The sequence below is a fragment of the Serratia sp. CY52157 genome (genome assembly GCF_052168495.1).
In the GTDB taxonomy this organism is placed as follows: Bacteria; Pseudomonadota; Gammaproteobacteria; order Enterobacterales; family Enterobacteriaceae; genus Serratia; species Serratia ureilytica.
In genome coordinates, this window is sequence record NZ_JBJNMO010000001.1 from 579,232 (window position 1) to 592,210 (window position 12,979).

The following is a 12,979-nucleotide window of genomic DNA, read 5'->3' on the forward strand; positions in this document are numbered from 1 at the left end:
CCACAGGCGATCAGTGAGCCGCCGTGGCTTCCTGCGCTTTCTGATTCAGGTCTTCGCTGGTGTCCAGCGTCATGCGGTACAGTTTCGGCGCGGTCAGCATCATCAGGATGGCGATGACGGCGGTGGCGATGCCGATTTGCATAAACACATGGCTGTAGATGGCCAGTGAAGCGTGCGCGTCGTTGATATCGCTAGGGACGGCGGTCAGACCGGCGACTTTACCGGCGATCAGCGCCGCGGCGGCGGTGGTCAGGAACCAGGAACCCATGATGAAGCCCATCAGACGCTGCGGCACCAGCTGCGCCACCATCGCCAGACCCAGACCGGAAATCATCAGCTCGCCGATGCTCTGCAGCGCGTAGCTCAGGATCAGCCAGTTGACCGACACGATGCCCTGTTCGTTGGCGAAGCTGGCGCCCCATGGCAGCACCAGGAAGGCGCAGGAACACAGGATCATGCCGAAAGCGAACTTGTGCGGCATCGGCAGGCGATCGCCCATCTTGTTATACAACGCGGCCAGAATCGGGCTGGCGAGCATGATCCAGAACGGGTTCAGCGCCTGGTACTGCTCCGGCTCGAAGGCGACGCCGAAGATGCTGTGCTCCACGTTGTGGATGGCGAAGAAGTTCAGCGACGTCGGCATCTGGCTGTACAGCACGAAGAACACCACCGCTTCCAGCATCAGCAGGAAGGCGACGATCATTTTACGGCGTGCGGCGCCATGCAGGGCGAAGGCTTCCTTGGCGAACACGATCACGATCCCGGCGGAGATGAAGGCCAGCGCCCAGCGCGCGATCACCTGGTTGTGCAGCAGCCAGCTGGACACGGCGACCAGCGCCACGATGCCGACCAGCACCATCAGCAGTTTCGGCAGATGCAGCGGCTTGAAGTCAGGCCTGGAGCCGTTTTTCTTCACCCACTTGTGGCACATCATAAAGTTGACCAGGGTGATCAGCATGCCGACCACGCTCAGGGAGAACGCCACGCTCCAGCCGTACTTCGCCGCCAGCCACGGGGTAGCCAGCATGGAGAAGAAGGAACCGATGTTCACCGACATGTAGTACATGGTGAAGGCGCCGTCGATACGCGGGTCGTCTTTCTCATAGCAGGTGGAGAGCAGGGAGGACGGGTTAGCCTTGAACAGGCCACTGCCCACGGCGATGGTCGCCATGCCCAGGTAGACCCAGAAGATGTCGTGGCCGGAGTAGGCCACCATGGCGTAACCGGCGGCCAGCACCAGCGCGCCGAGCACGATCACGCGTTTGGCGCCCAGCACCTTGTCGCCCAGCCAGCCGCCAATGGCGACGAAGCCGTATACCAGGGCGCTGAAAGAAGAGAACAGGGTGATGGAGTCGGCTTCGCTCAGACCGAGCATCTTGACCAGATAAACCGCCATGATGCCTTGCAGGCCGTAATAGCCGAAGCGCTCCCACAGTTCGATCGAGAAGATCAGATAGAATGCTTTCGGTTGTTTGAACGCGTTAAGGCTCACGCTCTCCTGGTGTTGGTTGTTTGCTGTTGACACTGGTACCTCTGTTTTTTCGCAGCCCGTCTTTAGGGGACGGGAAAGTACAAAAGTTGATGCGGAACGGCATCCTTTTGCGTTGTTATAGGATGGGGACGGCGGTTAATGTTCACTATCTTTGTCAACGTGGCAAGCAGTTTGTCATATTCGGTTACATTTAACGCCAGCAGGATTATGCCGCGATGTTGCAAATGTTATGCAGTATTAACTTTCGGCTTTTAGTGGTTTATCGATTTTTTGTTTTGACTAAAAGCTATACGAATTTTAAACAGGGATATATTCTGCTGAATTGCTATTTTTTAGCGTATCAGTGTACGTGAGGTTATTAATCCGTTGGAATGTTGTGTATATGGCGCGATTTGTAAAATTATAGAAATTCAGGAAAACGGGGCTGGCATTTGTGAACGCCTTGTGATCCCGAAAGCGTGACGTTCACCGCAATTTTCGACTAATTTTTTGCTTGAAAATAACGCAGCGATGGGTTTCTTACTGAAAACCGCGATAACGCCGGGGTTACTGCTGCGCGATATCACATTTTTGATAAAAAGCGGCGTTGGCGAGGGAAGTGGACGCGGCGGGTGCGGTTTACCGCACCCAACGGACTCAGGATTCCGGATAAACCTTTTCTTTATATTCGCACAGGTCTTCGATGATGCAGGAGCCGCAGCGCGGTTTGCGCGCGATGCAGGTGTAGCGTCCGTGTAGGATCAGCCAGTGATGGCAATCGACCTTGAATTCGGCGGGCACCACCTTCAACAGCTTCTCCTCCACCTGATCGACGTTCTTGCCCGGCGCAAAGTGGGTGCGGTTGCACACCCGGAAGATATGGGTGTCCACGGCGATGGTCGCCCAGCCGAAGGCGGTGTTGAGCACCACGTTAGCGGTTTTGCGGCCAACGCCCGGCAGCGCCTCCAGCGCGGCGCGATCTTCCGGCACTTCGCCGCCGTGCAGCTCCAGCAGCATGCGGCAGGTCTTGATCACGTTTTCGGCCTTGCTGTTGAACAGACCGATGGTCTTGATGTACTCCTTGACGCCATCAACCCCCAGCGCCAGCATGGCGGCGGGGGTGTTGGCGACCGGATAGAGTTTGGCGGTCGCCTTGTTGACGCTCACGTCGGTGGCCTGCGCAGACAGCAATACCGCGATCAGCAGCTCAAACGGCGTGGTGTACACCAGCTCGGTGGTCGGATGCGGATTGTTGTCGCGCAGCCGGGTCAGAATTTCCAGTCGCTTCTGCTTGTTCATCAGGCCTTCTCAGCACGTCCTTGTTCCAGCAGCGGTTCCGCCGCCACGGCGCGGGCTTTGCGCGCCTTCATTTTTTCGTCGATCAGATACTTGACCGCCAACAGCAGGCCCAGGCCGATAAAGGCGCCTGGCGGCAGCATGGCCAGCAGGAATGGGCTGTCGAAGTGCACCACTTCGATGCGCAGCGATTTGGCCCAGCCGCCCAGCAGTTGATCGGCGCCGTCGAACAGCGTGCCGTTGCCCAGCAGCTCGCGCATTGAACCCAGCGTCACCATGACGCCGGTGGCGCCGAGGCCGATGGCCATGCCGTCCAGCGCCGAGAGGCCGACCGGTTTCTTGGCGGCCACCGCTTCGGCGCGGCCCACGACGATGCAGTTGGTCACGATCAACGGAATAAAAATGCCGAGCGACTGATACAGACCGAAGGCATAGGCGTTGATCAGCATCTGCACGATGCTTACCACCGCGGCGATGATCATGACGTAGATCGGAATACGCACTTCGCTTGGCACCCAGAGACGCACCGCGGAGATGGAGGCGTTGGTGAGCGTCAGCACCAGCGTGGTGGCCAGCCCCAGCCCCAGCGCGTTGGTGACGGTGGAGGTCACCGCCAGCAGCGGGCACATGCCCAGCAGCTGCACCAGGGCGGAGTTGTTCTTCCACAACCCCTGGACGATCAATTCTTTGGCTTCACTCATTCGCTGGCTCCACACGCAGGTAAGCTTTCAAGTTTAGGCGGCAGCGTTTCCATATACAACGCCGTGCGGCGCACCGCATTGACCACCGCACGCGGGGTGATGGTGGCGCCGGTGAATTGGTCGAACATGCCGCCGTCTTTCTTCACCGCCCAGCGTTTGTCGTCCGGGCCTTCGATTTTCTTGCCGCTGAAGAAGGAAATCCAGTCGGAAATGCGCAGTTCGATCTTGTCGCCCAGCCCCGGGGTTTCATGGTGTTCAATCACCCGGGTGCCGAGTACCGTGCCGTTGAAATCGGCGCCGACCAGCAGCTTGATGGCGCCGGAGTAGCCGTCCGGCGCGGTGGTTTCCAGCGCGGCGGCGGTCGGTTGCCCGTTTTTGCGCGCCAGGTATAAACGGTGTGGCGCGCCGTCGCCCAGCGCCGGATCGCTGACCAGGAAGCATTCGTTCTGCATGACGTTGTCGTAATTTTCCGGCGGCACCACCTGATCGAGCAGGGCTTTTTGCTGCAGCGCCGCCTGATGCGCGATGGTGGTTTTCGTCAGGGCGTAGACCACGGCGGTGAGGCCGGTGGTGACCGCCGCAAACACCGCCAGCGTGGTGCCGTGCTTTCTCATGGAATTCAGCATGGCGGCTCCTTAGCGATGGCCGTACACGCGCGGCTGCGTGTAGTGGTCGATTAACGGGACGGTGATGTTGGCGAGCAGCACAGCGAAGGCCACGCCGTCAGGGTAGCCGCCATAAACGCGGATCAGCCAGACCAGCACGCCGATCAGCGCGCCGTAGATTAAACGGCCCTTCGGCGTGGTGGAGGCGCTGACAGGGTCGGTGGCGATAAAGAACGCGCCCAGCATGCTGGCGCCGGAGAACAGGTGGATCAGCGGCGAAGCCTGATGCGCCGGATCGAGCCACCAGGCCAGACCGGAGCAGAAGGCGATAGCGGCCAACATGCTGAAGGGGATCTGCCAGTGGATTAGGCGGCGCGCCAGCATAAACAGGCCGCCGGCCAGAAAGCCGAGGTTGACCCACTGCCAGCCGATGCCCGCCAGCGCGCCGCCGAACAGCGGCTGCTGCAACACCTGTTCAACGCTGTGGCCGCTGCGCAAACCGGTTTTGAAGCCGTCGAGCGGCGTAGCCTGGCTGATGCCGTCAACGCCCATCTGCAATTCGTGCAGCGTCGCGCCCTGAGCGGTATGGCCGCTGAAAATGGCCAGCAGCGTGTCGTGGAACGACAGCGCGGTGGCGCGCAGCTCATCCGGCGGCAACCAGCTGGTCATCTGCACCGGGAAGGAGATCAGCAGCACCACGTAACCGACCATCGCCGGATTGAACGGGTTCTGCCCAAGGCCGCCGTACAGCTGTTTGGCGATGACGATGGCGAAGAAGGTGCCGATGACGATCATCCACCACGGGGCCAGCGGCGGCAGGCTGATGCCGAGCAGCAGCGCGGTCAGCAGGGCGGAGTTGTCCGCCAGCCGGCTGCGCACCGGCAGCTTGCGCAGCCTGAGGATCGCGCCTTCTGCGGCCAGCGCGACGATCGCCGCCAGCGCCACCTGAATCAGCACGCCATAACCGAAGAACCAAATCTGTGCTGCGATGCCGGGAATGCAGGCCAACATCACCCACAGCATAATGCGGCTGGTGCTTTGCTGGTTGTGGGTGAACGGCGAGCTGGCGATGTGTAAGCCTTTGGCGGCTGTGGGTGATACCGGCCTGAACTTCATAGAGTAACGATACCTTCTGCGCCGCGCCTGCGGCAGTTTCGATGCGCCGAATTGCAGGCGCGGCAAAAATAATAGCCGAGCATTCTACCTGATTCGATGCGAGGGTAATACGCCTTAATGATAGGGGTATTCGGCTTTTCGCACCCGTTGAGATCGGCGTGGCGCGATTTGATTTTTTTTTGGCCGGAAAATGGGCTAACGTGAGGAATTGTCTGTGGAACTTGTGCCGCCATCGCCCCTGAGAAATGGGGTAACCGTATGAATGAAATATCATTTTTGTCCAGATTTCCGCACAAAATAACAACTTTCACATAATACGTGTAGGTTACTATCGCGAACATTATTGAGTCAGTGAATCCATAATAATGACAAATGAAGACATTTTTTTTATTGAAGAGCTAATTGAGTGGGTGGAGATACATCTGGAGAAACGGCCAAACCTGGATGAAGTTGCGCGTATTTCGGGCTATTCCAAGTGGCATCTGCAGCGTAAATTCAAGCGTATTACCGGCATTCAACTCGCCACCTATATCCGTTCGCGCATCCTGACGCGCGCCGCGGTGGCGCTGCGCATCACCCGTCGCTCCATCATCGACATCTCCGATGAGCTGGGCTTCGACTCGCAGCAGACCTTTACTCGCATGTTCAAGCAGCGCTTCGGCACCACGCCCAATCGCTACCGCTCGATGGAGCACTGGGACGTGAAAAACCTGATGCCGCGCTTTAACTTCGAAGCCAGCTACGGCGCGGGATATTATCCGGAAGTGAAGCGGCTGACGCTGCCCGAGATGCAGCTGGTCGGCTTCTCGCGCCGGCTGGATTTCGCCTCCGAACAAGAGCTGGAGTACGCGTCCTGCATGGCGATGAAGGACGAGATTTTCAATGACTTCTTCAAGGGGTTGCACGTCAACTGCCGGCGAATTTACAGCATTTATTGCCCGCAGGCCGGGGAAGGCGACGAGCTGTCGTCCACGCTGGTGATGGCGGTCGATCCTGAACATAAAAAGGACATTCTTTCCAATCATCAGATAGACACCATCCATCTGCCGAGCCGCGAGTTTATCTCCATCAACCATAAGGGCACGGCGAAGGAGTGTCTGCAGTTTTTCGGTTATCTGGTGTCGCATGTGATGCCGGGGCTGAAGGATAAGGTGCGCGGCAGTATGGAAATGGAGATCATTCAAACCAAAGAGTGGAACCCGGAGTCCAAACTGCGTCAGATTGAAGTGGACTACACCTATCTGATCTCTATCGATTAAACGGCGCCCGGCGTAGGCCAGGCGCCGCCGTCATCATTTGTCTTCCGTTTCCGCCGCCAGCGATTCTCTGGCGGCTTTTTTGGCTTTGGCGCGGGCGATAGCCGCCGCAACCGCCGCCTTGCGCGGATCTTCTTCGGCGGCAGCTGGAGCCGGTTCTGTCTCGGCAGGAACGTCCGCCTGCTGCGCCGCTTTCTTGGCTTTGGCGCGGGCGATAGCCGCCGCGACCGCTGCTTTGCGCGGATCTTCTTCGGCGGTAGCCGGAGCCGGTTCTGTCTCGGCCGGAGCGTCCGCCTGCTGCGCCGCTTTCTTGGCTTTGGCGCGGGCGATAGCCGCCGCGACCGCCGCTTTGCGCGGATCTTCTTCGGCGGCAGCCGGAGCCGGTTCTGTCTCGGCCGGAGTGTCCGCCTGCTGCGCCGCTTTCTTGGCCTTCACGCGAGCCAGGGCGGCGACGACTGCCGCTTTACGCGGATCTTCTTCGGCGGTAGCCGGAGCCGGTTCTGTCTCGGCCGGAGCGTCCGCCTGCTGCGCCGCTTTCTTGGCCTTCACGCGAGCCAGGGCGGCGGCGACTGCCGCTTTACGCGGATCTTCTTCGGCGGTAGCCGGAGCCGGTTCTGTCTCAGCGGGAGCGTCCGCCTGCTGCGCCGTTTTCTTGGCCTTCACGCGCGCCAGGGCGGCGGCGACTGCCGCTTTACGCGGATCGTCCTCTGTCGCGGCAGGGGCGGTGATGTCTGCGGCCGGTGCCTCTTTGCGCGCCTTCACGCGGGCCAGCGCCGCGGCCACGGCGGCCTTACGCGCGTCGTCGCCTGAGGTTGCCGGCGAGGCTTGTTCCGCTTCGGCCGCCAACTGGGCGCGCCGTTCACGCGCCTGCGCTTTACGCGCTTCGCGGGCGGCGATCATCTCGCTGTTGTCCGGCTGCTGGCCGTCGACCGGCGTAACCGCCGCTTCGGCATTCTTGCTGCGTACGCGCGCCAGTGCGGCCTGTACCGCCCCCTGATCGTCGTCGGTCAGTTTGACGGCGGCCTTTTTGTGCCGCTCTTCGCGCGCCAGTTTCTCGCGCTCCAGACGCGCCAGCTTGGCCTCGTAACGCGCCTTGGCCTCGGCGGTGCGCGCCGCTTCCAAATCGATAGCCTTGATTTCGGCCTTTTCCTGCCGGTAGTACTGCACCAGCGGAATGTTGCTGGGGCAGACGAACGCGCAGGCGCCGCATTCGATGCAATCGAACAGGTTGTGGTTGCGCGCCTTGTCGTGCTCCTGCCCGCGGCTGAACCAGTACAGCTGTTGCGGCAACAGCCCGGCAGGGCAAGCGTCCACGCACAGGCCGCAGCGGATGCAGGATTGCTCGGGTTCCTGCGGCGTCATTTCATCCACCGTCGGCGCCAGAATGCAGTTACTGATCTTGACGATCGGCACGTTCAGCGCGGGCAGGGTAAAGCCCATCAGCGGGCCGCCCATCACCACCATCTGCTGCGCCTGCGGACGGAAACCGACGAAATCAAGCAGGTGCTGCACCGGCGTGCCGATGCGTGCCCACAGGTTGCCAGGGCGCTCGACCGCCTCGCCGGTCAGGGTCACCACGCGCTCAATCAACGGTTCGCCGTCGACGATCGCCCGCTTGATGGCGAAGGCGGTGCCGACGTTTTGCATCAGCACGCCGATAGCGGAGGAGTGCTTGCCGTGCGGCACTTCCTTGCCGGTCAAAATCTTGGTCAGTTGCTTGGCGCCGCCGGACGGGTATTTGGTGGGGATGACGCGCAAGGCAATGCCGGTCTGGCCGCGCAACGCCTGTTTCAGCGCCGCGATCGCCTCTGGCTTGTTGTCTTCAATGCCGATCAGCGTGACCTTGGGCTGCAGAATGTGTTGCAGGATCTGCGTGCCTTCAACGATCTGATCGGCATGTTCCTGCATCAGGCGATCGTCGGCGGTGATGTAAGGCTCGCACTCGGCGGCGTTGAGGATCAGCGTTTCCACGCCGCTCATGCCGCCTTGCAGTTTACTGGCGGTCGGGAAACCGGCGCCGCCCAGACCGGCGATGCCGGCCTGATGAATACGTTGAATCAGCTCCGCGGCGGGCGATTGGCGGTAATCCGCCACCGGCTCGCGCTCGCACCAGCGGTCTTCGCCGTCTGCCTCGATAATCACGCACAGCTCCGACAGCCCGGAAGGGTGAGCGGTGATGTGCGGCGTGATGGCGCTAACAGTGCCCGAGGTCGGGGCGTGCACCGGCACGGTGCGCCCGCGGCCGACGGTCAGCGGCTGGCCTTTCAACACCCGATCGCCGGCGTTGACGCACAGTTCGCCTTCCGGCCCCAGATGCTGCTGCAGCGGAATGATAAAGGTCTTGGGCAGAGGGGCGACACGCAGCGGCGCGCCGCTCGACTGAGTCTTCATTTCCGGTGGATGGATCCCGCCGTCGAAATCCCAGATCCGGTCTTTTTTAAAGGCGGCGAACAGATTAAGCATGTTGCTCCACGTGGATCACTTGCACCGGGATCGTCTTCATGTCCCACTTCCAGTTGGCGGTGGTGGTGGCGACCGGTCTCATTTCAATACAGTCGGTAGGGCAAGGGGCGACGCACAGATCGCAGCCGGTACAGAGGTCGGTAATGACGGTATGCATGGCGCGGGTGGCACCGACGATGGCGTCAACCGGGCAAGCCTGAATGCACTTGGTGCAGCCGATGCAGTTGGCCTCGTCGATATAGGCCACTTTACGCTCCGGCTCGGCGGCGGCTTCGCTGCCCAGCGGCTGCGGCTCCACGTTGAGCAGCTCCGCCAGTTTCAGCATCACCTGTTCGCCGCCCGGCGCGCATTTGTTGATCATCTCGCCGTTGGCCACCGCCTCGGCATAGGGGCGACAGCCGGGGTAGCCGCACTGGCCGCACTGGCTCTGTGGCAGGATCGCGTCGACCTGCTCGGCGACCGGATCCTCTTCCACCTCAAAACGGCGCGCGGCGTAGCCCAGCACCAGTCCGAACAGCAGCCCGAGCGCGCTCAAAGCCGCGATAGCTATCCACAACGCAGTCATTAGAATTTCACCAGCCCGGTAAAGCCCATAAAGGCCAGCGACATCAGCCCGGCGGTGATCAGTGCGATCGAGGAGCCGCGGAACGGCGCCGGCACGTCGGCCACCGCCAGACGTTCGCGAATGGCGGCGAACAGCACCATCACCAGCGAGAAACCGGCGGCGGCGCTGAAACCGTAAACGGCGGACTGCAGGAAGTTATAACCGAGGTTGACGTTAAGCAACGCCACGCCCAGCACCGCGCAGTTGGTGGTGATCAGCGGCAGGAAGATGCCCAGCAGGCGATAGAGCGCCGGGCTGGTTTTGCGCACCACCATCTCGGTGAACTGCACCACCACGGCGATCACCAAAATGAAGGAGAGCGTGCGCAGGTACACCAGGTCCAGCGGAACCAGAATAAAGGTGTTGATCACCCAGGCGCTGACGGAGGCCAGCGTCATGACGAAGGTGGTGGCCATTCCCATGCCGATGGCGCTTTCCAGCTTCTTGGAAACGCCGAGGAACGGGCACAGGCCAAGAAACTTCACCAGAACGAAGTTGTTCACCAGTACGGTGCCGACAAACAGGAGCAGGTATTCGGTCATTGCGATGCCTAAAAAAATAAAAGCCGCCTATTATCGGGAATCGGCGGCCGGACGACAACATATGAATCGCAGGGGTATTGCCTTTTTTGGTGAAAATTTACACAAATCACCCAATAAAACGTGCTGCAATCGCCTTTAACGTTCGGTAAAGGTCCCTTTGACCCGCTGCGAACGCTTGATGTAAGGCACCAGCAGCGCCGCCATCAGCAGCGGCCAGCCGAGGCTGCGCACCGCCACTTCATCCGGCACCGGCGCGAAGGCGAAGGCTTTCACCGCCAGGATCACCGTGATCAGCAGCCATAACAAGAACAGTTTAGGGAAGCGCTGCGACCGCTGGCAAAACAGAAACACCAGCCACAGGGTGAAGCCCCACATCAAGAGCGTGGTCAACACCGAAAAGTACCATTGCAGGGTAAACGCCTGGGCGTTGGTCAACAGATAGTCGCGCGACTCGGGCATGAAGATCGCCATGGCGTACAGGAGCAGCATCAGGCTGGCGCTGAGCAGGGTGACGATCAGATAGGCCAGCGGGGCCAGCAACCAACCGCCGATACGAGAGTATTCAGCTTGAGACATAAAACGGCTTCCTGATTGAATCGGGGATCACAGGCGGCATAGCTTAGCGGGTAATACCGGCTTCGTCATCCCTATCAACCGGATAGCTCGGCGTCGCGGGGCCGGGCCGCACGTTTGGCTACTCCGACCCCGCTTCGAATTAACATCTCATTTACTTCTTGTTCCAGCCGTCCGCATGGTGTCAAATCGAAAGGGTGTGTCGTGAGCCTGCAAGAGGAAATCCCATGGCTGAGAAAATTCGTGTCGGGCTGGTCGGTTACGGCTACGCCGGCAAAACCTTTCATGCGCCGCTGATCGCCGGTACGCCCGGGCTGGAGCTGGCCGCCGTTTCCAGCAGCGATGCCGGCAAAGTGCGCGCGGACTGGCCGTCGATGACGGTGGTGGGCGATGCGCAGGCGCTGTTCGCCGATCCGGCCCTCGATCTGATCGTGATTCCTACCCCCAACGATACCCATTTCCCGCTGGCGCAACAGGCGCTGGCCGCCGGCAAGCACGTGGTCGTGGACAAACCGTTTACCGTGACATTGTCACAAGCTCAGGCGCTGCAGCAACAGGCGCAGCAGAGCGGTTTGCTGTTGTCGGTGTTCCACAACCGTCGCTGGGACAGCGATTTCCTGACCCTCAAAGCGCTGCTGAACGACGGTTCGCTGGGCGAGGTGGTGTACTTCGAGTCGCACTTCGATCGTTACCGGCCACAGGTGCGTCAGCGCTGGCGCGAACAGGGCGGCGTCGGCAGCGGCATCTGGTTCGATTTGGGGCCGCATCTGCTCGATCAGGCGCTGCAACTCTTCGGCAAACCCGAGCGGCTGTTTGTCGATCTGGGTGAGCTGCGGCCGGGGGCGCAGGCGGTGGACTATTTCCACACGCTGCTGAGCTATGGCGATCGCCGTGTGGTGCTGCACGCCAGCATGCTGGCGGCGGCGGAGAGCCCGCGCTATGTGGTGCACGGCACTCGCGGCAGCTATGTCAAATACGGCCTGGATCCGCAGGAAGACCGGCTGAAGGCCGGCGAACGCTTGCCGCAGGCCGACTGGGGCTATGACATGCGCGAGGGTGTGGTGACGCTGTCACGTGGCGACCTGCTGGCGGAACAGCCGCTGCTCAATATTCCCGGCAACTACCCGGCTTATTACGCGGCGGTGCGCGACGCGATTGCCGGCATAGGCGAAAATCCGGTGCCGGCCGCCGACGCCATCGCGGTGATGGCATTGATCGAACTGGGGCTGGAATCAGCCCGGCTGCAGCAGGCGCTGCCGGTGGTCTGATCCCGCCCACTTTTCTGTGGCCCGGCGCAACGTCGGGCCTTTTTACGACTCTACGTGCAAGGAAATCCGTTTCATGTCCTGGTTGCAGCGTTTGCGCATTGATAAATTTTTGCTGGTTCTGATTTTGGTGGTGATCGTCGCCTCGCTGTTCCCCTGCGAAGGCATCTGGAAAACCTTCTTTGAACACCTGACCACCGCCGCCATCGCGCTGCTGTTCTTTATGCACGGCGCCAAGCTGTCGCGCGAGGCGATCATCGCCGGCATGAGTCACTGGAAGCTGCATCTGCTGGTGTTCCTCAGCACCTTTGCGCTGTTCCCGCTGCTCGGGCTGGCGATGAACCTGTTGGTGCCGGGCATCATGACGCCGACGGTCTATCTCGGCTTCCTCTATCTGTGCGCGCTGCCGGCCACGGTGCAGTCGGCCATCGCCTTTACGTCGGCGGCAGGCGGCAACGTGGCGGCGGCGATTTGCAGCGCCTCGGCGTCGAGCATTCTCGGCGTGTTCCTGTCGCCGCTGCTGGTGGGGGCGTTGATGCATACCCAGGGCGGCAATACCGACGTGCTGCACGCCATCGGTTCGATCATTTTGCAATTGATGGTGCCGTTCGTGATCGGCCACCTGGCGCGGCCATTGATCGGCAAGTGGATCGATCGCCATCGCAAACTGATCAACCTGACCGACCGTTCGTCGATCCTGCTGGTGGTGTATACCGCGTTCAGCGCGGCGGTGGTGGAAGGGATTTGGCATCGCATCGACGGCTGGTCGCTGCTGACCATCCTGGTGATGTCGCTGGTGCTGCTGACGGTGGTGCTGGTGATCAACACCTACGCGGCGCGCTGGCTGGGCTTTAACACCGCCGATGAAATCACCATCGTCTTCTGCGGTTCGAAAAAGAGCCTGGCGAACGGCATCCCGATGGCCAACGTGCTGTTCCCGGCCGCGGCGGTGGGCGCCATGGTGCTGCCGCTGATGATTTTCCACCAGGTGCAACTGATGGTGTGCGCGGTGCTGGCGCAGCGCTATGCGCGTAAAACCGCCAAACAGCGGGCCGAGGCGGAGGCGCTGGCGGCCAAATAGGCCGCA

The 12,979-nt window shown here is 60.9% G+C and carries 12 protein-coding genes; 3 read left to right on the plus strand and 9 right to left on the minus strand.

Going from position 1 to position 12,979, the window contains the following annotated elements; all coding sequences use genetic code 11:
- Positions 1 to 10 precede the first annotated feature (10 nt).
- The 5 genes from dtpA to rsxD all read right to left on the minus strand — a co-directional run bounded on the left by dtpA (position 11) and on the right by rsxD (position 5,189).
- Positions 11 to 1,525: a dipeptide/tripeptide permease DtpA gene (dtpA, locus tag ACJ8IP_RS02895; RefSeq protein ID WP_033642946.1), complete on the minus strand. Its 1,515-nt coding sequence runs from the start codon at positions 1,523 to 1,525 to the stop codon at positions 11 to 13.
- A gap of 603 nt (positions 1,526 to 2,128) precedes the next feature.
- A complete protein-coding gene (gene nth / locus ACJ8IP_RS02900) occupies positions 2,129 to 2,770 on the minus strand; it encodes an endonuclease III (protein WP_019455952.1) in 642 nt (213 codons plus the stop codon).
- Positions 2,770 to 3,468 carry an electron transport complex subunit E gene (locus ACJ8IP_RS02905; RefSeq protein ID WP_033652584.1) on the minus strand — a complete coding sequence of 233 codons (699 nt, stop codon included), beginning with the start codon at positions 3,466 to 3,468 and terminating at the stop codon, positions 2,770 to 2,772. The genes nth and ACJ8IP_RS02905 overlap by 1 nt, the downstream gene beginning before the upstream one ends.
- Positions 3,465 to 4,094, minus strand: coding sequence for an electron transport complex subunit RsxG (gene rsxG / locus ACJ8IP_RS02910; protein WP_033652583.1), 630 nt, complete (start codon positions 4,092 to 4,094; stop codon positions 3,465 to 3,467). The genes ACJ8IP_RS02905 and rsxG overlap by 4 nt, the downstream gene beginning before the upstream one ends.
- Before the next feature lie 9 nt (positions 4,095 to 4,103).
- A complete protein-coding gene (gene rsxD, locus ACJ8IP_RS02915) occupies positions 4,104 to 5,189 on the minus strand; it encodes an electron transport complex subunit RsxD (protein ID WP_033652582.1) in 1,086 nt (361 codons plus the stop codon).
- 365 nt (positions 5,190 to 5,554) lie between these two features.
- Here rsxD and ACJ8IP_RS02920 point away from each other — a divergent pair, with 365 nt between their 5' ends.
- A complete protein-coding gene (locus tag ACJ8IP_RS02920; protein ID WP_442524298.1) occupies positions 5,555 to 6,448 on the plus strand; it encodes a helix-turn-helix domain-containing protein in 894 nt (297 codons plus the stop codon).
- A 33-nt stretch (positions 6,449 to 6,481) separates the two neighbouring features.
- On the opposite strand, the gene rsxC is transcribed toward ACJ8IP_RS02920, so the two are convergent.
- From rsxC to ACJ8IP_RS02940, 4 genes are all read right to left on the minus strand, one after another.
- A complete protein-coding gene (rsxC, locus tag ACJ8IP_RS02925) occupies positions 6,482 to 8,908 on the minus strand; it encodes an electron transport complex subunit RsxC (protein WP_197801295.1) in 2,427 nt (808 codons plus the stop codon).
- Entirely contained in the window at positions 8,901 to 9,473 is a 573-nt protein-coding gene (gene rsxB, locus ACJ8IP_RS02930) for an electron transport complex subunit RsxB (protein WP_004938428.1), read from the minus strand. The genes rsxC and rsxB overlap by 8 nt, the downstream gene beginning before the upstream one ends.
- Positions 9,473 to 10,054: an electron transport complex subunit RsxA gene (gene rsxA, locus ACJ8IP_RS02935; RefSeq protein ID WP_004938443.1), complete on the minus strand. Its 582-nt coding sequence runs from the start codon at positions 10,052 to 10,054 to the stop codon at positions 9,473 to 9,475. The genes rsxB and rsxA overlap by 1 nt, the downstream gene beginning before the upstream one ends.
- Before the next feature lie 135 nt (positions 10,055 to 10,189).
- Positions 10,190 to 10,630, minus strand: a complete 441-nt coding sequence (locus ACJ8IP_RS02940; protein WP_004938446.1) for a DUF2569 domain-containing protein — start codon at positions 10,628 to 10,630, stop codon at positions 10,190 to 10,192.
- A 224-nt stretch (positions 10,631 to 10,854) separates the two neighbouring features.
- On the opposite strand from ACJ8IP_RS02940, the gene ACJ8IP_RS02945 reads away from it, so the two are divergent.
- A complete protein-coding gene (locus ACJ8IP_RS02945) occupies positions 10,855 to 11,895 on the plus strand; it encodes an oxidoreductase (protein ID WP_147880565.1) in 1,041 nt (346 codons plus the stop codon).
- A 73-nt stretch (positions 11,896 to 11,968) separates the two neighbouring features.
- Complete coding sequence (locus tag ACJ8IP_RS02950; protein ID WP_033640474.1) at positions 11,969 to 12,973, plus strand: bile acid:sodium symporter family protein; 1,005 nt, start codon at positions 11,969 to 11,971, stop codon at positions 12,971 to 12,973.
- Positions 12,974 to 12,979: the final 6 nt, after the last annotated feature.

What these genes read in the sequence shown, in the direction of transcription:
- rsxC (WP_197801295.1), bottom strand. Translation starts at nt 8,908, where the DNA reads ATGCTTAATCTGTTCGCCGCCTTTAAAAAAGACCGGATCTGGGATTTC.
- ACJ8IP_RS02905 (WP_033652584.1), bottom strand. Translation starts at nt 3,468, where the DNA reads ATGAGTGAAGCCAAAGAATTGATCGTCCAGGGGTTGTGGAAGAACAAC.
- ACJ8IP_RS02920 (WP_442524298.1), top strand. Translation starts at nt 5,555, where the DNA reads ATGACAAATGAAGACATTTTTTTTATTGAAGAGCTAATTGAGTGGGTG.
- rsxD (WP_033652582.1), bottom strand. Translation starts at nt 5,189, where the DNA reads ATGAAGTTCAGGCCGGTATCACCCACAGCCGCCAAAGGCTTACACATC.
- rsxA (WP_004938443.1), bottom strand. Translation starts at nt 10,054, where the DNA reads ATGACCGAATACCTGCTCCTGTTTGTCGGCACCGTACTGGTGAACAAC.
- rsxG (WP_033652583.1), bottom strand. Translation starts at nt 4,094, where the DNA reads ATGCTGAATTCCATGAGAAAGCACGGCACCACGCTGGCGGTGTTTGCG.
- rsxB (WP_004938428.1), bottom strand. Translation starts at nt 9,473, where the DNA reads ATGACTGCGTTGTGGATAGCTATCGCGGCTTTGAGCGCGCTCGGGCTG.
- ACJ8IP_RS02945 (WP_147880565.1), top strand. Translation starts at nt 10,855, where the DNA reads ATGGCTGAGAAAATTCGTGTCGGGCTGGTCGGTTACGGCTACGCCGGC.
- nth (WP_019455952.1), bottom strand. Translation starts at nt 2,770, where the DNA reads ATGAACAAGCAGAAGCGACTGGAAATTCTGACCCGGCTGCGCGACAAC.
- ACJ8IP_RS02940 (WP_004938446.1), bottom strand. Translation starts at nt 10,630, where the DNA reads ATGTCTCAAGCTGAATACTCTCGTATCGGCGGTTGGTTGCTGGCCCCG.
- ACJ8IP_RS02950 (WP_033640474.1), top strand. Translation starts at nt 11,969, where the DNA reads ATGTCCTGGTTGCAGCGTTTGCGCATTGATAAATTTTTGCTGGTTCTG.